This is a genomic window from Pantoea sp. RIT413 (genome assembly GCF_003057675.2).
Lineage (GTDB): Bacteria > Pseudomonadota > Gammaproteobacteria > Enterobacterales > Enterobacteriaceae > Pantoea > Pantoea eucrina.
Window position 1 is genome coordinate 50,356 of sequence record NZ_QBJB02000013.1, and the last position, 19,770, is coordinate 70,125.

The following is a 19,770-nucleotide window of genomic DNA, read 5'->3' on the forward strand; positions in this document are numbered from 1 at the left end:
AATGCGTACATTATCGCCGGATAGAAATCAGACTTTCGTCACACCAATAATCTGACCCGTGGCCGGGTGTTTTCTGAGAGTGGCTGGCACGCAACATGATGACACGTCGTCGTTTTTTACAGGCGAGCGGGGCAACCGTTCTCGCGATGACCACCGGCAAGCTGTTTGCCCGTGACGACATCATTCCGCTCTGGCCGGATGAGCCGCCGGGTGGGGGTGGTCCGTCGGGCCTGTTAAGGGTCAATACCAAAGGCTCATGGACCAATATCGTTTCACCCGCTATCCAGCGCTTTCGTCCGGAAAACCCCAACGGCGAGGCGGTACTGATTGCCGCGGGCGGTGGCTATCGCTTTATCGGCATGGGCCGGGAGGCGTGGCCGGTGGCGCGCTGGCTGAATGCCAATGGCTATACCGCCTATGTGCTGAGCTATCGCCTGCCCGGTGAAAAGTGGCAGGCGGGTAACCTGGCACCGCTGCAGGATGCACAGCGCGCCATTCGCATGGTGCGCGCGATGGAGTCGAAAGTGCACCTGCTCGGCTTTTCGGCCGGCGGCCACCTGCTGGGCATGGCCGCCGCGAGACCTGACTTTCGCACTTATCCGCAGCAGGACGCGCTGGATGAGATCGTGCCTTCAGCCAGCAGCGTGGGGCTTATCTACCCGGTGATTACGCTGGAAGCGCCGTTTCAGCATACGCAGACCCGCCTGATGATGGTGGGAGCGCACGCCACCGCGACCCAGGCGGCGAACTGGTCCGTGCAAAACTATGTGACCCGCGCCTATCCGCCGACGTTTCTCGCCCAGGCGGAGGACGATCGCACTTCTAATCCTTACAACACCGAACTGATGCGCGACGTCTGCCGGCGCATGCGCGTACCGGTTGAGCTGATTGAGCTCAGCAGCGGCGGGCACGGATTTGGCCTGGGTAAAGCGGGTACGCCTGCTGCGCTCTGGGACCAGGCGTATGTGCGCTGGCTCGACAAACTGAGCTGATCGCTGCGGCGCACCTGCCGCACACCCTACCAGGCGGGAATGCTGTTGCACTGCCACACTCAGTAACCGATAACGCGTTATTGTGTCCTGACAGGAGAAAAGCGAATGAAAGCGATGATTCTTAACCAGCCCGGCGGGCTGGATAATCTGCGGCTGGTGGATCTGCCCGATCCCGGCAAGCCCGCCGCTGACGAGATCCGCGTCCGTATCCACGCCACCTCACTTAATTATCACGATCTGCTGGTTGCCGACGGATCGATCCCGACCGAAGCGGGGCGCATTATGATGGCGGACGGCGCCGGCGTCGTGGAGGCGGTGGGCAGCAGCGTCAGCGAATTCCGCCCCGGCGACCACGTGGTGTCCTGCTTTTTCCCGCAGTGGCAGGATGGCCTGCCTTACGCCCGCGTGGGCGACTTCACCCGCACGCCGGGAGATGGCGCGCAGGGCTTTGCCGCGGAAAGCGTGGTGCGCCCGGCGCATCACTTCACCCTGGCGCCGCGCGGCTGGAGCCATGCTGAAGCGGCCACTATCACCACCTCCGGGCTGACGGCGTGGCGGGCGCTGGCAGGCGATGCGCAGATCAAGGCGGGCGATACTATCGTTACGATCGGCACCGGCGGCGTCTCCATTACCGCACTGCAGATCGCTAAAGCGATGGGCGCGCGGGTGATTGTCACCTCATCCTCTGATGAGAAGCTGGCGCGTGCGCGCGAGCTGGGCGCCGATGCCGGCATTAACTACCGCACCACGCCCGGGTGGGGCAGCGAAGTACAGCAGCTGACGGAGGGAATCGGTGCGGACGTGGTGATTGAGCTGGGCGGACCGGGCACCATGGCAGAGTCGATCAAAGCGGTGCGTATCGGCGGACATATCGCGCTGATTGGCGTACTGACCGGCCATGAAGGCGTGATCCCGACCTCGCTGTTGATGGCGAAGCAGGCGCGGATCCAGGGGCTGATAGTGGGCCATCGCCGGCAGCAGCAGGAGTTTGTGCGGGCGCTGGAGCAGATTGCGGTGCGGCCGGTAATTGGTGAGCATTTTACGGCGCTTGACGATCTGCCGGCGGCGTTCCGCCATCAGCAGGGCGCCAGCCACTTTGGCAAAATTACCCTCTCCTGGTAACCGGCTACGGCGATCAAAAAAGGCGCCCGTCCGGGCGCCTTTTTGTTAACGCATCGTCACAAACTCTTCCGCTGCGGTGGGGTGAATCGCCACGGTATTGTCGAAATCTTTTTTCGTGGCACCCATCTTCAGCGCCACGGCAAAGCCCTGCAGCATCTCATCCATGCCGCTGCCGATGCCGTGAATACCGACAATCTTCTCTTCCGGGCCGACGCAGACCAGCTTCATGCGGCACGGCTGGCGATGCTGCGTGACCGCGGTGTACATGGCGGTAAAAGAGGATTTATAGACTTTCACCTGGTCATCACCATACTGCTCGCGCGCCTGCGGTTCGGTCAGGCCCACCGTGCCAATCGGCGGATGGCTGAACACCACTGTCGGAATATCGCTGTAGTCGAGATGCTCATCCGGTTTGTTGTTAAACAGACGCTCAGAGAGACGACGGCCTGCCGCCACCGCTACCGGCGTCAGCTCGACGGCACCGGTGTTATCTCCTACCGCATAAATGCCTGCGACGCTGGTATTCTGAAACTTATCGACGCGGATATAGCCTTTCTCATCGAGCGCAACGCCGGTCACGTCAAGGTTAAGATTATCGGTTGCCGGTTCGCGACCCACCGCCCAGACCAGGCAATCCACCGTCTGTTCGCTGCCATTTTCCAGCTGCAGCGTCAGGCTGCCGTCAGCATTTTTAACCACGGCTTTTGGCGTCGCTTCGGTATGCAGCTGCGGGCCTTCCGCCTGCATCACCTCCACCAGCGTTTCGCTCAGGAGCGGATCAAAACTGCGCAGCGGAGCGTGTTTACGCACGAACAGATGCGTTTCCGCGCCCAGCGCGTTGACCACGCCTGCCAGCTCAACGGCGATATAGCCTGCACCCACTACGGCCACGCGCCGCGGTAAGGATCCCAGCTCAAAGAAACCGTCAGAATCGATACCATATTCGGCACCTGGCACAGCAGGGCGCACCGGGCGTCCGCCGGTGGCGATCAGAATATGATCGGCGGTGATCGTTTCACCATTAACTTCCACCGTGTGCGCATCCACAAAGCGGGCAAAGCCTTTGATGACTTCGACTTTGTTTTTGCCCAGCACGTTGTCATAAGAGGTGTGAATGCGATCGATATAGGCGCTGCGGTTCTTTACCAGCGTGGCCCAGTCAAAGCGGTTCACCGTAGTATCAAAGCCGTAATCGGGTCCATACAGATGAATGGCTTCGGCGATCTGTGCCGCATGCCACATCACTTTTTTGGGCACGCAACCGACGTTAACGCAGGTGCCACCCAGCTCTTTCGCTTCGATCAGCGCACACGTCTGGCCGTGCATGGCTGCACGATTAATGGAGGCGATGCCGCCGCTGCCGCCGCCGATAGCGAGGTAGTCAAAATGTCTGGTCATCCGTTGTTTCCGTCTGTTGAGAAAATATGGCGTAAAGTTTACCGCTACCTGGCGGAGCGGCGCAAAGGTTCCGCCTATGATTATGATAGAGTGAAATCCAGGTTTCGCTTACAGGTAAGGCTATTATGCATCTGACTTTTTTAGGCACCGGCGCGGGCGCGCCCAGTTTACAGCGCAATGTCAGCGCGATCGCCCTGACGCTCTCAAAGCGTGGCGACACCTGGCTGTTTGACTGCGGTGAGGCGACGCAGCATCAGTTTATGCGCTCGGCGCTTCGCCCTGGCAAACTGGAGAAGATTTTCATTACGCACCTGCATGGCGATCACATTTTTGGCCTGCCGGGCCTGCTTACCAGCCGCTCGATGGCGGGCATGCTCGATCCGCTGACGCTGTATGGCCCTGAGGGGCTGAAGGCATTTGTTGAAAACGCGCTGAGCCTGAGCAGTTCATGGACCACTTATCCGCTGGAAATCGTGGAGATTGAGGCGGGTCTGGTACTGGATAACGGCGAGTTCCGGGTGACCGCTTATCCGATGAATCATGTCGTAGAGTGCTACGGCTACCGCATTGAGCAGCATGATAAGCCCGGATTTCTGGATGCCGCACGACTTAAAGCAGAGGGCGTGCCGCGCGGCCCCTGGTATCAGGATCTAAAGCAGGGAAAAGTTATCCGGCTGGAGGATGGGCGCGAAATTAACGGCGCAGACTATCTGGGGCCCGCGACGCCAGGTAAGGTGCTGGCAATATTTGGCGATACCGCGCCGACCGACGCCGCGCTGGCGCTGGCGGCCAACGCCGATGTCATGGTGCATGAAACCACGCTTGAGGCAGCAATGGCGGAGAAGGCCAACGGGCGCGGTCACTCAACGACGGTGCAGGCGGCAGCCGTGGCGCAGCAGGCGGGGGTTAAGCGTATGATCGCGACGCACTTCAGCTCGCGCTATCTCTCTGCAGATCGGGACAAGCTGCTGGCGGAGTGCCAGTCGGTGTTTGCGGCAACCGAACTGGCACACGATTTTGCTGTTGTGGAGATTTAACGCGCCGGACGGTTACTCTGGTACTACCTGCGTCACGCTATAGTGCCCGGTGCCGGCAGGGACCAGCGTTTTATGCAGCCACGGCAGCAGCTCTTCCATCTGCGCTTTGAGTTTCCACGGCGGATTAATGACGATCATGCCGGAAGCGGTCATGCCGCGCTGGTCGCTGTCCGGACGCACCGCCAGCTCAATCTGCAGAATATTGCGGATACCGGTAGCTTCCAGATCGCGCAGCATATGTTTGATTTGCTGGCGCATTACCACCGGATACCAGAGCGCATAGATACCGGTAGCAAAGCGCTTATAGCCTTCCTGAATCCCTTTCACCACATCCTGGTAGTCGCTTTTCATCTCATAAGGGGGATCGATCAGGATCAGGCCGCGCCGCGCCGGCGGTGGCAGTTTCGCCTTCAGCTGCTGATAGCCATCGCCGCGTTCCACGCGCGCGCGCGCATCTTTGCTGAACTCGGTGCGTAGTAGCGGATAGTCGCTGGGGTGCAGTTCGGTCAGCTGCAGCTTATCCTCTTCGCGCAGCAGGTAACGGGCGATCAGCGGTGAACCTGGATAGTAGCGCAGGGTGCCACCGGGATTCAGGTTACGCACCGCGTTCAGATAGGGTTTCAGCAGCGCAGGCGCGTCAGGCTGCTGCCAGATGCGGGCGATGCCTTCCAGATATTCACCCGTGCGCTCGGCGTGCGCGCTGCTCAGCTGGTAGCGTCCGGCACCCGCGTGCGTATCCAGATAGAGAAAGGGCTTATCCTTCTCCATGAGCGCGGTGAGGATCAGGCTTTCAACGGTGTGTTTCAGCACGTCGGCGTGGTTGCCGGCGTGAAAACTGTGGCGATAACTCAGCATAAAAGATGGGGGTCCGCAGTTGGATCAAAGGAGTTGACGATTGAATATGGCGCGATTATAGCCGGACCGTACAGAAATTGCTGGGCTTTTGCGGCCTCCGCCCCGGCGCTGCGGCAGCGCAGTACGCATCGGGCCAGCCGCGGGAAAGCGGGCAGGGCACGGCAAAATAGTGACAGGCCGATTCAGGCTCACGCTTAATTTGCTGCCAGATCGCGCCTGGAAATGCAATTTTGAGCGTTTTTTCCTACTTCTATTCCATTTTACGGCATTGATTTTAATGTCCGGCGCCCGCATTTTAGTAAAATTGCGTAGCGCGAGTATTCGCGCCCATAATTCCATGATGAAAGGATCGCGCTTATGACTAACCCATTACTTACCCCTTTTACCCTGCCCCCTTTTACCGCCATTAAACCCGAGCATGTGGTGCCTGCCGTGACTCAGGTTCTTGAAGAGTGCCGTGATACGGTAGATCGTGCGGTAACGCGGGGAGCGCCTTACACCTGGGAGAGCCTGGTTCAGCCTATTGCAGAAGCAGACGATCGTCTGAGCCGCGTATTTTCACCTGTCAGCCATCTGAATGCGGTAAAAAATAACCCCGATCTGCGCGACGCCTTCGACAAAGTGCTGCCGCTGCTTTCTGAATATTCTACCTGGGTTGGACAGCATGAGGGCCTCTACAAGGCGTATCGCAGCCTGAAGCAAAGCGAAGGCTTTGCTGCACTCAGCCCGGAGCAGCAGCGCGCTATTGATAACAGCCTGCGTGATTTCGAGCTGTCAGGCATCGGGCTGGAAAGAGACAAACAGCGGCGCTATGGCAAAATTATGGCGCGCCTGTCAGAGCTGGGCTCAGCCTACAGCAACAATGTGCTGGATGCGACCATGGGCTGGACCAAACTTGTCACCGATAAAGCGGAGCTGGCGGGTGTACCTGAAGATGCGCTTGCCGCTGCCGAGGCGCAGGCTAAGCTACGCAAGCAGGAAGGCTGGCTGCTGACGCTGGATATCCCGAGCTATCTGCCAATTATCACCTATTGCGACAACGCCGCCCTGCGTGAAGAGATGTACCGCGCGTACGCTACGCGCGCTTCCGATCAGGGACCCAACGCAGGCAAATGGGATAATGGCCCGATAATGGAAGAGCAGCTGGCGCTGCGCCACGAGCTGGCCCAGCTGCTTGGCTACGACTCCTACGCGGATAAGTCGCTGGTAACCAAAATGGCCGACAGCCCGTCTCAGGTCATCGACTTCCTGGGCGATCTGGCAAAACGCGCCCGTCCACAGGCTGAGCAGGAGCTGGCGCAGCTGCGTGAGTTCGCTAAAGAGGTGTACGGGGTTGATAACATGCAGCCCTGGGATATCACCTATTTTAGTGAAAAGCAGAAGCAGCATCTCTTCGCGATCAGTGATGAACAGCTGCGTCCCTATTTTCCGGAAGCCCGCGTATTAAAAGGCCTGTTTGAAGTCGTAAAACGTATCTACGGCATCAACGTTAAAGAGCGCAAGGGCGTTGAGATCTACCATCATGATGTCCGCTTCTTCGACCTGTTTGATGAAAGCGGCGAACTGCGCGGCAGTTTCTATCTCGATCTCTACGCGCGCGAGCATAAGCGCGGTGGTGCCTGGATGGATAATTGCGTTGATAAAATGCGCAAGGCGGACGGCAGCCTGCAGAAGCCTATCGCCTATCTGACCTGTAATTTCAGCCAGCCGCTGTCGGATAAGCCTGCCCTGTTTACGCACGACGAAGTTATCACGCTGTTCCACGAATTTGGCCATGGTCTGCACCACATGCTGACGCAGGTTGAAGTCCCGGGAATATCGGGTATCAACGGCGTACCATGGGATGCGGTCGAACTGCCGAGCCAGTTTATGGAAAACTGGTGCTGGGAACCGGATGCGCTGGATTTTATCTCCGGTCACTACCAAACCGGTTCATCCCTGCCGGACGAGCTGCTGGAAAAAATGCTGAAAGCGAAGAATTACCATGCGGCGCTGTTTATCCTGCGTCAGCTTGAATTCGGCCTGTTCGATCTGCAGCTTCACACAGGTTTTGACCCGCAGCAGGGGCCGAAGGTTATGGATACCCTGCATGCCGTCAAGAAGCAGGTTGCCGTTGTGGAATCGCCGCAGTGGGGACGCTTCCCGCATGCGTTCAGCCATATCTTTGCAGGCGGATATGCCGCCGGTTACTACAGCTATTTATGGGCCGATGTGCTGGCAGCAGATGCGTGGGCGCGCCTCAGCGATGAGGGCATTTTCAATCGCGAAACCGGCCAGGCTTTCCTTGACAATATCCTGACGCGCGGCGGTGCTGAAGAGCCAATGGAGCTGTTCAAACGCTTCCGCGGCCGCGAGCCGCAGCTTGATGCCATGCTGAAAAGCTACGGCATCCAGGGATAAACCGGCTTGTGAAAATCGGTTTAGTGGATGAAACAGGCGCCGGAGACGGCGCCTTATTACAGCTGGCAACGCGCTGGGGCCTTGAGCAGGATGAGAACGCGCCGCTGGCGCTGGTGCTCACGTCTGCGCATCTTGAGCTGCGCAAGCGCGATGAGCCTAAGCTGGGCGGTATTTTTGTCGATTTTGTCTCCGGTGCCATGGCGCACCGGCGCAAATTTGGCGGCGGACGCGGCGAAGCGGTGGCCAAAGCCGTGGGCATCAAAGGCGGCTATCTGCCGGATGTGGTCGACGCAACGGCCGGTCTCGGACGCGATGCGTTTGTGCTTGCCGCGCTGGGGTGCCGGGTGCGGATGCTGGAGCGCCACCCGGTGGTCGCCGCGCTGCTTGAGGATGGCCTGCAGCGTGGCTACGCCGACAGCGAAATCGGCGGCTGGCTGCGCGAGCGGCTGACGCTGCTGCACGTGGCGAGCCAGCAGGCGCTGAGCGATATCGCGCCCGCGCCGGATGTGGTCTATCTCGACCCCATGTATCCGCACCGGCAGAAAAGTGCGATGGTAAAAAAAGAGATGCGCGTATTTCAGTCGCTGGTGGGGGCTGATGAGGATGCCGATGCGCTGCTGGAGCCTGCGCGGCGTCTGGCGAAAAAGCGTATCGTGGTCAAGCGTCCTGATTACGCACCGCCGCTGGCAGGCGTGGTGACACAGTCTGCCGTGGTGACAAAAAGTCACCGTTTTGATATCTATCCGCCGCTAACCTGAAGCGGCAGAGCAGGGCGTCAGATATAAAACAGGCCGGTTATCCCGGCCTGTTTTTTTATTCTTCTTCTGCGTCGCGCAGCGGCACAATCAGCATATCGATATGCACGGTATTGATCAGCTGACGCGCGGATGACATCAGCTTGCTCCAGAAATCCTGGTGATGTCCGCAGACCACCAGATCCACATCATATTTCCGGATAGCATCCACCAGCACCTGGCCCAGATCGCCGCTGCCGCTCAGCGTTTCGCCAACCGGATAGCCTGCGCTGACGGAGAGAGCTTTCAGGGCGCTGTGCGTCTCCTCTGAAATGCGCTTCTGCATATCGCCGAGATTGACGTCAATCAGGCCGGTATAGAGATCGGAATAGTTAACGTCAACGTGGATCAGCGAGATTTTGGCATCATAAGGACGCGCCAGCGATACCGCTTTATCCACCAGCAGCTGGCTTTCCGGAGAGAGATCGACTGCAATCAGGATATGTTTATAGGCCATGATAAAACTCCTTTCTCAATATTCTGGGGGGCTACCCTCCCGCAAACCACGGCGGGCGTTTTCCTTAGCGCGAAGCGGCGATGATGCGCCGGTGACTCAATGAAACTGCAGGATCTGTTGTTATCTGCTGAGTATAGCCAGTGTCACCGGCAAATGCTGCACCGCTGCGCCTGAGCGTGATAACGATCCACTGAGCAGGGGGTTATGCATATATTGACGAAGCGCGTCGCTGGAAAAAGTTTGAGCAGATATTCTACACTGAAATTGCGTGCCACTTTTCTCTGGTGGCGAGGCGCAGATCTGTAAAACAACAACGCCAATCTGCTTATCGATGGCTGGCTTATTTTCCACAGGGCGTCTGCAGCACTTCCCCGCTGCATATCACGTCATTGCGGTACCAGCCAGAAGGGGGAAATATGATCAGCACTATCGCGCTTTTTTGGGCTCTTTGTGTGGTTTGTCTGGTAAATATGGCGCGCTACTTCTCTTCCCTGCGTGCGCTGCTCTACGTATTGCGCGGCTGCGATCCGCTGTTGTACCAGTATGTTGATGGTGCCGGCTTTTTTACGTCTCACGGCCAGCCGGGTAAACAGGTGCGGCTGGTGCGCTATATCTGGTTAAAGCGCTATCTTGACCATCATGACGATGAGTTTATCCGCCGCTGTGAACGGGTGCGCAGTCAGTTTGTACTGACCAGCGGACTCTGTTTTCTGGTCGTGGTGAGTTTGGTGGCGATGGCGATCTGGCAGTAAAGCGACACCGTTATTCCGCGCGCAGGCAATAAAAAAGGGCGACACTGCTGTCGCCCTTTTACCGGAATAGTGCGGTATCAAATCAGATGCAGCGCAATCCAGTAGAGTCCGCCCGAGAGCAAAATACAGACCGGCAGCGTGAAGATCCACGCCATGGCGATATTTTTAATGGTGCGACTCTGCAGTCCGCCACCGTCAACCAGCATGGTGCCGGCCACAGAGGAGGAGAGGATATGCGTGGTTGAAACCGGCATACCGGTATAGCTTGCCACGCCAATCGATACGGCGGCGGTCACCTGCGCTGACATACCCTGCGCATAGGTCATGCCTTTCTTACCGATTTTTTCACCGATGGTGGTTGCCACACGTCGCCAGCCAATCATGGTGCCGATACCCAGCGCCAGCGCCACGGCCACGATAATCCAGACCGGAGCATACTCGATGGTGCCAAGCAGATCGCCCTTCAGCTTGCTGAGGAAGCGCTTATCATCCGCACCGGTTTCCGGCAGCTTGGCCGCCTTATCCGCAGTGTCAGAGATGCACAGCAGCAGACGACGCATCTGGCTGCGCTGATCGACAGAGAGCTGATCGTAGCTCTGCAGATTGTTCAGCAGGCCCTGGGCCCGGCCGATAGCCTGCAGCGCACGGGCGCTGTCACAGTGGAACTCCTGCGGGCCGCTCGGAACTTCTTCCGGCGTCGGCAGCGCAGGCGGTGCCATCTGCACAATGTGCGTCAGCGAATCGCCGTGCTGGCGGTAATACTGCTCCAGATGATTAACCGCATCGCGCGTGCGGGTGATGTCATAACCGGAAGCGTTCATATTCACGACAAAACCTGCCGGAGCCACGCCAATCAGCACCAGCATGATCAGACCAATGCCTTTCTGTCCGTCGTTAGCGCCGTGTGAATAGCTGACACCGATGGCCGAAACAATCAGCGCGATGCGCGTCCAGAACGGCGGCTTTTTCTTGCCATCGATCTTTTCACGGTCAGCGGGGGTCATATGAATACGCGCACGTTTCTTCGTACTGCTCCAGTAGCGGCGCAGCAGGAAAATCAGGCCGCCGGCGATGATCAATCCGATAATCGGTGACAGGATCAGCGACAGAAAGATATTGATCACTTTTGGCAGATTAAGCGCATCCACTACAGAGGTGCCGGTCATCAGCGCATTGGTGAGACCAATACCGATAATGGCGCCAATCAGCGTATGGGAGCTGGAGGCCGGCAGGCCCAGATACCAGGTGCCGAGGTTCCAGATAATGGCAGCCAGCAGCATGGAAAAGACCATGGCGAGGCCGTGCGCCGAACCGACATTCAGGAGCAGGTCGGTAGGAAGCATATGTACGATGGCGTAGGCCACGCTCAGACCGCCGAGTAGCACGCCAAAAAAGTTGAACACACCTGCCATCACCACTGCCAGCTGCGCCCGCATCGCACGGGTGTAGATGACGGTAGCGACCGCGTTGGCGGTGTCGTGGAAGCCGTTGATTGCCTCATAAAACAATACAAACAGCAGGGCAAGAACCAATAACAGGCCGGTACTCAGGTCAAGACCAGCAAACAGATGTAGCATAAACGTTACGCCATTTTGGAGGACATGAACGCGGCGCATTATCTGCGACAACGCACTGTATGGGAAAGAGAAATATAGCCTTTTTTTGTCTTAAATTGGTAACTCAGAGGACAAAACAAGGTAAAAGAGCCGAAAAATGAAACAGTTACATTATGACATATTTACGGCATTTTTTTGAAGGTGGCGCAAAAAGCCGCAGATCACTACAATCAGCGCCTTTCGTAATCAGGTGGACATCGCAGTGGAAAAGTTTGACGTTATCGTAATAGGGGCAGGTGCTGCCGGGATGTTCTGTGCAGCGCAGGCGGGACAGCGCGGGCGCCGCGTACTGCTGCTGGATAACGGCAAAAAAGCGGGCCGTAAGATTCTGATGTCAGGCGGCGGCCGCTGCAACTTTACCAATCTGTATACCGAGCCGGCGGCCTACCTGTCGCACAATCCGCACTTCTGCAAATCTGCACTGGCGCGTTACACCCAGTGGGATTTTATCGATCTGGTCAGCCGGTACGGCATCGCCTGGCATGAAAAAACGCTGGGTCAGCTGTTCTGTGATGACTCCGCGCAGCAGATTGTCGATATGCTGCTGAAAGAGTGTGAAGCGGGTGCGGTGACGCTGCGGCTGCGCAGCGAAGTGCTGAGCACGGAGCGTGACAACGGGGGATACCGGCTGCAGCTTAATGGCGCAGAGGTATGGGCAGAGAAGCTGGTGATCGCCAGCGGCGGGCTGTCGATGCCGGGACTGGGCGCGTCGCCGTTTGGTTACAAAGTGGCGGAGCAGTTTGGTCTGCGCGTCTATCCGACCCGCGCCGGACTGGTGCCGTTTACGCTGCATAAGCCGCTGCTGGAGCAGCTCAGCACCCTGTCGGGCGTTGCGCTGCCGGCCACCATCGAAGCGCAGGATGGCACGCTGTTTAAGGAGGCGATGCTGTTTACCCATCGCGGTCTCTCTGGTCCGGCAGTGCTGCAGATCTCCAGCTACTGGCAGCCAGGCGAGTTTATCAGCGTCAACCTGCTGCCGGCGCTGGCGCTGAACGACTACCTTGATGAGCAGCGCAGCGCACATCCCAATCTCAGCCTGAAAAACAGCCTGGCGAAGATCCTGCCGAAGCGGCTGGTGGAGGTTCTGCAGGCGATGAATTCGATTCCGGATGTCACCCTGAAGCAGCTCAACAGCAAACAGCAGGCTGAACTGGCGCAGTTACTGCACCAGTGGCGGGTACAGCCAAACGGCACCGAAGGTTATCGCACCGCAGAGGTCACGCTGGGAGGCGTCGATACCACCCAGCTCTCTTCAAAAACCATGGAGGCGCGCGATGTGCCGGGCCTCTATTTCATTGGTGAAGTTGCGGACGTGACCGGCTGGCTGGGGGGCTACAATTTCCAGTGGGCGTGGAGTTCCGCCTGGGCCTGCGCCCAGGCGCTCTGAGCATTACCGGCGGCTCAGCAGCAGCTGTCCCAGCAGGCTGTCGCGGTTGACCACGCCATATTTCAGGTTGGTGGCGAGATATTTGCGATCGAAGCCGGTGAGTTTGGTTAACGGCGGCAGCACCTCAGGCAGACGATCGACCATCAGCATGCGGCTCAGCCGGACCGGACGCCACTCGCTCAGGCTTTGATAAAGCAGCGCGCTGGCTTCGCACTTGCGCAGATAAAGATTGTAATGATTGCTTTCGCGCAGCGCCTGCTGCTGCGCCAGATAGACTACCAGATAGTCGGGTGGCGTAATCCCCTGCACCAGGGTGTCATAGTCAGGCTGCGCCAGCAGCTGCCGGAAGAAAGCCTCCGCCCCCAGCGTCACAATCGGGCGGAAATAGTGCAGCCAGCGGCCAATAAAGGCATTGTTCGCCGGAGCCGCAAGAAACCACGACTCAATCACCGGATAAGCCATATCGTGCGTTGAACCGGCACGATAAAACGCAATCAGGTCGTAACGCGCATCGGCGTTAACGGCCAGCAGCGTATCCAGCGTACGGTTGAGGATAATGGTGGCATCCATCCAGATGCCGCCATAGCGGTAAAGCAGCTCCAGGCGGATAACATCGCTTTTGTGCGACGGACGCATATCGGGATGCGTAAACTGCAGGTCCGGCAGATAGTGGGCGAGATTGCGATTGTTAATCACCGTCATCTGGTAACCCGGGTTTTCCCGGACGATTTTATCCACAAAAATCTGCACTTCAGCGGGCAGCGTTTCGCTCTCCCAGTACATCCAGATCTGCTGCGGGATCGGCGTGCCGGTGGCGGGCTGGCTGCACATATCGATATCCTGCTCATCGCGCGGATTATAGCTTGCCAGCTGTTTACGCCGCGTCAGCATCTTCTCTGCCCGCAGACCCAGCGAGACCAGATGCGTTTTAACGTTATTTTTGTTCATGCTTTTTCCTGTCGCAGGCCGTCAGCTATCGCAGTTTTTATGCAGGCAAAAAAACTGGCCCTGTGGCAACGTCCTGAATGCACCCTGAGCGGCGCGAAATGAAGTTTTAAAATTAACAAAGGGCGGGAAGTTGCTCAATCAATAAACCGTAAAACAACAACTTTAAGAGAATCCGCAGAAACCGGCGCGGATGGCTCACGCGGGCGGGTAGCCGGGCCGCTAATCTGCTATTATCGCCAGGTTTTTTACTCCGCCGATCCTGTGACACTATGTTAAAAATGAAATTTCTGCTGCCGGTGCTGATTTTGCTGAGCGCAACCGTATGGTGGCTGATGCCACATTATGATGATGAAGATAAAGCTTATTATATTGCTGTATTCTGTACGCTGACCCACGACGGGCGCGATAACAGCCCGCAGGCGATGCAACAGATTATTGAAGGCGGTAACTCCGATTACGCGCTGCAGAAAATCCGCTTCCAGCCTGGCCTGGCAACCCATCTGCAGCAGGTGTGGCAGCATCTGGCCTTGCCGCAGCAGCAGCAGGCGCGTCAGGAGGCGCTGCGCTGCCGGCAGATCATGTCAGCCGTGATGCTGCCGGGTAAGCCAGTGGCATAAAAGCGATTGCGCTTCTCTGCGGCCGGCGCGAAGCGTGTTGCCGGCCGATCACAGCGGGTCTTCATCCGGAGAGCCCGGTTTACCCTCCATACGCCGGCAAATCGCACAGGGGTCGTCACTGTTGCGGATATGCGCTTCCGCTTCGTGACTCAACCTGCGCCTGCGGCACTGCAGCGGCGTGCAACCCAGCGTCTGCTTAAACGAACGGGTCAGCGACTGCTGGCTTTCAAAATGGTATTTCAGCGCCAGGCGAATAATCGGCGTGTCGCTGTATTTAAGATCCGCAATACAGTGGGTCAGTTTTTTCCGGCGAATATAACGCGCCAGCGTTTCACTATAATAGCGGGCAAATAATTTCTGCAGATACCATTTCGAATATCCTGATTTCTGTGCAATATCGTCGATGCTCAGGCGCTGCTCCAGATTATCGGTGATCCACTCTTTTATTATGGCGATAACTTGCTGATTATATTTCTGCTTCATGCCGATGTTTTCCCTTCACTCGTTATTATGAAGGTTAATTAAACGGCATAAAATAGCGGCATGCTAAATTATTTTTCTGCTTTTGATTAATATATTCTCATATCAAGAATGGTCTTGTTTTTATATAAATACTTTACCGTTATTTCTGGAAATAACAGAATAAAAGCAGCGTTATTTATTTAAATTTCGATCAGAAAAAGCGGTTCACGTGCTCACGATTATTGTGTAAATCAGCAGCCCGGCGATAGCGACCGCCAGGCTGAAGAGTGCTTATCAGAGCACTTTCTGCTCGGCGAGATCCAGCGCAAAGTAGCTGAATATCAGGTCGGCACCGGCACGCTTAATGGCGCCCAGGCTTTCCAGTACGACATTACGCTCGTCAATTGCACCCGCCTGCGCGGCGAACTTGATCATCGCATATTCACCGCTCACCTGGTAGGCAGCCAGCGGCAGCGTGGTGCGTTCGCGAATATCACGCAGAATGTCGAGATAGGCGCCGGCAGGTTTAACCATCAGCGAATCCGCCCCTTCGGCTTCATCCAGCAGGGATTCGCGGATCGCTTCACGCCGGTTCATCGGGTTCATCTGATAGGTCTTGCGATCGCCTTTCAGCGCCGTGCCAGCGGCCTCACGGAACGGGCCGTAGAACGAAGAGGCAAACTTAGTGGAGTAGGACATAATCGCCGTATCCGTAAAGCCCGACCCATCCAGCGCCTGACGAATCGCCTTAACCTGACCATCCATTGCCGCTGAAGGGGCAATGAAGTCAGCACCCGCCTGCGCGGCTACTACCGCCTGCCTGCCCAGATTGATCAGCGTCTGGTCATTATCCACGCCGTGATCGCACAGCACACCGCAGTGGCCGTGGCTGGTGTATTCACAGAAGCAGGTGTCGGACATCACGATCATCTCCGGCACGGTATCTTTACAGATACGCGCCATACGCGCGACCAGGCCATTCTCCTGCCATGCATCGCTGCCGGTGGCGTCGGTATGATGCGAAATACCGAAGGTCATTACCGAGCGGATACCCGCTTTGGCAATACGCTCAATTTCATACGCGAGACGTTTTTCCGGAATTCGCATCACGCCTGGCATAGCGTTGATCGGCACATAGTCATCCACCTCTTCTTCAACAAAGATCGGCAGCGCCAGATCGTTGATGCTAAGGCCGGATTCCTGGAACATTGCGCGCATAGAGGCGCTTTTACGCAGCCTTCTCGGGCGCTGGATCAGATTAAATTCAGACATGTTCACACAACTTTTTTGGATGAAAATAGTGACTACAGTTTACTCTTTTTCACGTCGGGTAATGAAGAATGTGTGCTGCTGAGAGGCGGAGACGGGAGATAAAAAAGTCCCGCCGGGCGGCGGGACTGGTGAATATTACTCTTTAATAACCGGATGCTGATCGACCAGGTTGCGGCGTTTAGCCTCAAGGCGTGCGATCTCGGCATCAATATCTTCAATCTTCTGTTCGATGTTGTCGTGATGCTCCTGCAGGATCTCACGGGCTTCATCCAGGTCAGATGCCGCAGGCGTGGCGCCACGCAGCGGTTTGTTCGCCGTCTCTTTCATATAGAGACCGGTGATCAGACCCACGACAGCAACCACCATCAGATAGTAGGCAGGCATATAGAGGTTATTGCTGGCTTCTACTGCCCAGGCGGTCACGGTCGGCGTCAGACCGGCAACCAGAATCGAGATGTTGAATGCGCTGGCCAGCGCGCTGTAGCGAATATGCGTCGGGAACATCGCGGGCAGCGACGAGGCCATCACGCCGGTAAAGGCGTTGAGGATCACCGCCAGCAGCAGCAGGCCGGCAAAAATCAGGCCCAGCACGTTACTGTTAATCAGCGTAAACGCCGGGATCGCACAGAAGAACAGCGCAATACTGCCGAGGATAACAAACGGACGACGGCCGAAGCGGTCGCTCAGCATGCCCATGATCGGCTGTACAAACAGCATACCCATCATGATGGCGATGATAATCAGCACCCCATGATCTTCTGAGTAGTGCAGGTTGTGCGACAGGTAGCTCGGCATGTAAGTCAGCAGCATGTAGTAGGTCACGTTGGTGGCAAGCACCAGACCGATACAGGCCAGCAGGCTTTTCCAGTGTTTGGTGGCGATCTCTTTAAACGACACTTTCGGGCCATCGCGCAGGCCGTCACGGTCGCCCTGCTCCAGACCATCAACGTGCTGCTGGAAAGCCGGGGTCTCTTCCAGCGCATGGCGCAGATAGAGGCCAATCAGGCCCAGCGGCAGCGCCAGGAAGAACGGCACGCGCCAGCCCCACTCAAGGAAGTTATCTTCCCCGACGATGGTCGAGAGCAGCACCACAACGCCTGCACCCAGCACAAAGCCGGCAATAGAACCAAAGTCGAGCCAGCTGCCCATAAAGCCGCGTTTACGGTCCGGGGAGTACTCTGCGACAAAAATCGATGCGCCGGTATACTCACCGCCGACCGAGAAGCCCTGGGCCATTTTGGCCAGCAGCAGCAGAATCGGTGCCCAGATGCCGATAGAGGCGTAAGAGGGGATCAGGCCGATACAGAAGGTACTGACCGACATAATAACAATGGTGATAGAGAGAATTTTCTGGCGGCCATACTTATCGCCCAGCATGCCGAAGAACAGACCACCCAGCGGACGGATCAGGAACGGAACCGAAAAGGTACCCAGCGCCGCGATCATCTGTACGCCTGGAGATGCATCCGGGAAAAAGACTTTACCCAGCGCATAGGCAACAAAGCCATAGACACCAAAGTCGAACCACTCCATCGCATTACCCAGCGATGCCGCAGTAATAGCCTTGCGTAAGCGGGCGTCATCGATAATGGTGACGTCATCCAGCCCGATAGGTTTTACACGCTTCCTACGTAATTTCATGATGTTACCCTGTATTGGAATTCGAAAAATCCTCAACGCCGCCGGCTGTCTGCTATCAACTCAGTCCGCGGCGTTGAGAAAATTAAAGCATAGCCGTGAAAACGGGTTTTTCCCTGGCCAGCCATAGCAATTATTACCCGGGTAATTATTGCGAACCGCGACAGAGTATACCGTTTTTATGTGATATTTGTCATGTTTTAGCCAGTAAGTGGTTACTTTTTAGCTAATTATATGGTCGTAAAGCGGTGTCAGAGGGGTAAAAATATTTTACTTTTTTGACATAACCCGCATGTCATGCGGGCTGTGATGAGGTCAGTGCGATGCAGAGACAATACCGCTCAGCGGCTGGCTGCCATGCTCTTCCAGCCAGCGCAGAAAGGTCTGACTGGCGACAGGACGGGCATAATAATAGCCCTGAATAAACGTGACCTGACGCTGCTGCAGATAGGCGAGCTGCAGCGCGGTTTCCACCCCTTCGCCCAGCACCTCCAGCTTCAGCTTATGGCAGAGAGTGATAATCGCATCCAGCACCGGCGTTTCGATCTCCAGCCCCTCAATAGCGTTGATAAAGCCGCGATCGATCTTCAGGTAGTCGAGCGGGAAGGTCATCAAATAGGAGAGGGAGCAGTGGCCGGTGCCGAAATCGTCGATGGCGACTTTCATGCCCTGCGCCTGCAGAAAGCGCAGCTTGCGCGCCACCGCTTCGCCATCCTGAATCAGGCTGCGCTCGGTAAGTTCAAGCGTGAGCAGCATCTGCTTGTCGCGGATAGCGTGCGCAAATTGCATGATATCCTCAGTAAATTCTGCATGTTGCAGATGATCTGCCGCCAGATTAAACCCGAGGTGAAAACCTGGCATCACCGGCCAGCGGGCGATATCTTCACTCATCAGTTCCAGCAGATGGCGGGTGAGATCGACAATCATCCCCTCTGACTCCGCATGCGTAATAAAAATATCGGGTCGTACCATCTCCCCATCGGGGAGCTGCCAGCGCAGCAGCGCTTCTGCGCCTGAGCAGCGCGCCAGGGTGTTGCTGTACACCGGCTGATAGTGAACCGAGAACTGACGATTACGCATGGCGCGGCGGATTTCATCGGCCCAGGAGATACGCCGGCGCAGCCAGTTTGCCGTCAGTATCATCAGCATGATTGAGAAGATTGAGGCCATCGGCAGGAAGATAAACAGCGCCTGTCGCCAGGCGGCGATCAGCTCTGCCGGCGGCACGGTTACGCTGACGCGAATAGGGTAACGCGGCGATTCACTCTGAAACAGAGTGCTCTGCATATAGTGTTCAGCTGGCGTTTTAGAGTTGCCGCTGGCGATAATTGCGCCTTCGCTGAACTGCAGGCTCATCTGATAGCCGCGGGACTCTCCCATGGCATGCATAAAGTCCATCAGATACTGGCCATCAATAACGGCCCAGAAGCCGCTGCTGTCCGGTAGCTGACGCACGAAAATCACCGCCGGACGATGCGGTACGCCCGAGGTGCCGGGCAGTGAGAGGCTCCAGACGGCTTTATCCGTCACCGGCAGCGGACGCATTATCATCGATTCAAGCGCGCCGTGATTAACGCCGTAAGCGGAGGAGCAGGTGATGTTATCGCCCTGCAGCATCCCCACCGAACGAAAGTAGGCGTTAAGCGTGCCGATGCGCTGCAGATGCTTTTCGATATCGCTGCAGGTCTGATGCTGGTATTGCTGCAGTTCGGCGATCATACCCCAGGCGTTGTCGCTCATTTTCTCCGCCTGAGCCAGCAGAATATTAGCTGTTGCCACCTGCTGCTGCCTGACCATATGGCGCGCTTCAATCGCCGTACAGACGATGCCCAGCACCAGCGGCAGCAGTCCGGCGCAGACAATATAGAGCCAGCCAAAATCACGACGTTTTTTACGCAGAGGCACCAGACTCTCCTCGGTGGGGTTAGGCATTCATCAGCCGCGCCAGCAGCATAGCATCTTCTTTACGCTCTGCAGGGCTGTGAATCGTCTGCGATGCCACCCGCTGGCGTTAACGATCGCT

Annotated in this window: 17 protein-coding genes; 8 read left to right on the top strand and 9 right to left on the bottom strand. The window is 56.9% G+C overall.

Features of this window, described 5'->3' with window-relative positions:
* Positions 1-95: 95 nt before the first annotated feature.
* Both DBY66_RS14675 and DBY66_RS14680 read left to right on the top strand, forming a co-directional pair.
* Complete coding sequence (locus DBY66_RS14675) at positions 96-992, top strand: alpha/beta hydrolase (protein WP_039381033.1); 897 nt, start codon at positions 96-98, stop codon at positions 990-992.
* Positions 993-1,097: 105 nt separating this feature from the next.
* Entirely contained in the window at positions 1,098-2,114 is a 1,017-nt protein-coding gene (locus tag DBY66_RS14680; RefSeq protein ID WP_108570171.1) for an NAD(P)-dependent alcohol dehydrogenase, read from the top strand.
* Between the two features lie 45 nt (positions 2,115-2,159).
* Here the strand turns inward: DBY66_RS14680 and gorA are convergent, their stop codons facing one another.
* Positions 2,160-3,512 (bottom strand): glutathione-disulfide reductase, encoded by a 1,353-nt coding sequence (gene gorA, locus DBY66_RS14685; RefSeq protein WP_108570172.1) that lies wholly within the window; start codon positions 3,510-3,512, stop codon positions 2,160-2,162.
* A 125-nt stretch (positions 3,513-3,637) separates the two neighbouring features.
* Between gorA and rnz the strand changes: the two genes are divergently transcribed.
* Positions 3,638-4,549, top strand: coding sequence for a ribonuclease Z (gene rnz, locus DBY66_RS14690; RefSeq protein WP_094112214.1), 912 nt, complete (start codon positions 3,638-3,640; stop codon positions 4,547-4,549).
* Positions 4,550-4,561: 12 nt separating this feature from the next.
* Here the strand turns inward: rnz and DBY66_RS14695 are convergent, their stop codons facing one another.
* Positions 4,562-5,404 (bottom strand): 23S rRNA (adenine(2030)-N(6))-methyltransferase RlmJ, encoded by an 843-nt coding sequence (locus DBY66_RS14695; RefSeq protein ID WP_039381025.1) that lies wholly within the window; start codon positions 5,402-5,404, stop codon positions 4,562-4,564.
* Between the two features lie 357 nt (positions 5,405-5,761).
* Between DBY66_RS14695 and prlC the strand changes: the two genes are divergently transcribed.
* Together prlC and rsmJ are read left to right on the top strand one after the other, a co-directional pair.
* Complete coding sequence (gene prlC / locus DBY66_RS14700) at positions 5,762-7,804, top strand: oligopeptidase A (RefSeq protein ID WP_039381023.1); 2,043 nt, start codon at positions 5,762-5,764, stop codon at positions 7,802-7,804.
* An 8-nt stretch (positions 7,805-7,812) separates the two neighbouring features.
* Positions 7,813-8,562 carry a 16S rRNA (guanine(1516)-N(2))-methyltransferase RsmJ gene (rsmJ, locus tag DBY66_RS14705; RefSeq protein ID WP_071669270.1) on the top strand — a complete coding sequence of 250 codons (750 nt, stop codon included), beginning with the start codon at positions 7,813-7,815 and terminating at the stop codon, positions 8,560-8,562.
* Between the two features lie 55 nt (positions 8,563-8,617).
* On the opposite strand, the gene uspA is transcribed toward rsmJ, so the two are convergent.
* Positions 8,618-9,055 carry a universal stress protein UspA gene (gene uspA / locus DBY66_RS14710; RefSeq protein ID WP_039381019.1) on the bottom strand — a complete coding sequence of 146 codons (438 nt, stop codon included), beginning with the start codon at positions 9,053-9,055 and terminating at the stop codon, positions 8,618-8,620.
* A 416-nt stretch (positions 9,056-9,471) separates the two neighbouring features.
* Between uspA and uspB the strand changes: the two genes are divergently transcribed.
* Positions 9,472-9,807 (top strand): universal stress protein UspB, encoded by a 336-nt coding sequence (gene uspB / locus DBY66_RS14715; protein WP_039381017.1) that lies wholly within the window; start codon positions 9,472-9,474, stop codon positions 9,805-9,807.
* 77 nt (positions 9,808-9,884) lie between these two features.
* Here the strand turns inward: uspB and pitA are convergent, their stop codons facing one another.
* Positions 9,885-11,384, bottom strand: a complete 1,500-nt coding sequence (pitA, locus tag DBY66_RS14720) for an inorganic phosphate transporter PitA (protein WP_039381015.1) — start codon at positions 11,382-11,384, stop codon at positions 9,885-9,887.
* A gap of 241 nt (positions 11,385-11,625) precedes the next feature.
* On the opposite strand from pitA, the gene DBY66_RS14725 reads away from it, so the two are divergent.
* Complete coding sequence (locus tag DBY66_RS14725) at positions 11,626-12,810, top strand: NAD(P)/FAD-dependent oxidoreductase (protein WP_071669272.1); 1,185 nt, start codon at positions 11,626-11,628, stop codon at positions 12,808-12,810.
* A gap of 3 nt (positions 12,811-12,813) precedes the next feature.
* Here the strand turns inward: DBY66_RS14725 and DBY66_RS14730 are convergent, their stop codons facing one another.
* Entirely contained in the window at positions 12,814-13,758 is a 945-nt protein-coding gene (locus DBY66_RS14730) for a capsular polysaccharide synthesis protein (protein ID WP_108570173.1), read from the bottom strand.
* Positions 13,759-14,027: 269 nt separating this feature from the next.
* Here DBY66_RS14730 and DBY66_RS14735 point away from each other — a divergent pair, with 269 nt between their 5' ends.
* Entirely contained in the window at positions 14,028-14,375 is a 348-nt protein-coding gene (locus DBY66_RS14735; RefSeq protein WP_108570174.1) for a hypothetical protein, read from the top strand.
* Positions 14,376-14,423: 48 nt separating this feature from the next.
* Here DBY66_RS14735 and DBY66_RS14740 read toward each other — a convergent pair whose 3' ends face one another.
* The 4 genes from DBY66_RS14740 to DBY66_RS14755 form a co-directional block, all read right to left on the bottom strand.
* On the bottom strand, positions 14,424-14,858 hold the full coding sequence (locus tag DBY66_RS14740) for a helix-turn-helix domain-containing protein (protein WP_052246457.1): 435 nt from the start codon (positions 14,856-14,858) through the stop codon (positions 14,424-14,426).
* A gap of 273 nt (positions 14,859-15,131) precedes the next feature.
* Positions 15,132-16,109, bottom strand: a complete 978-nt coding sequence (gene hemB, locus DBY66_RS14745) for a porphobilinogen synthase (protein WP_108570175.1) — start codon at positions 16,107-16,109, stop codon at positions 15,132-15,134.
* A 135-nt stretch (positions 16,110-16,244) separates the two neighbouring features.
* Positions 16,245-17,750, bottom strand: coding sequence for a glycine betaine/L-proline transporter ProP (proP, locus tag DBY66_RS14750; protein WP_104086006.1), 1,506 nt, complete (start codon positions 17,748-17,750; stop codon positions 16,245-16,247).
* Positions 17,751-18,062: 312 nt separating this feature from the next.
* Positions 18,063-19,652: an EAL domain-containing protein gene (locus tag DBY66_RS14755; RefSeq protein WP_104086030.1), complete on the bottom strand. Its 1,590-nt coding sequence runs from the start codon at positions 19,650-19,652 to the stop codon at positions 18,063-18,065.
* Positions 19,653-19,770: the final 118 nt, after the last annotated feature.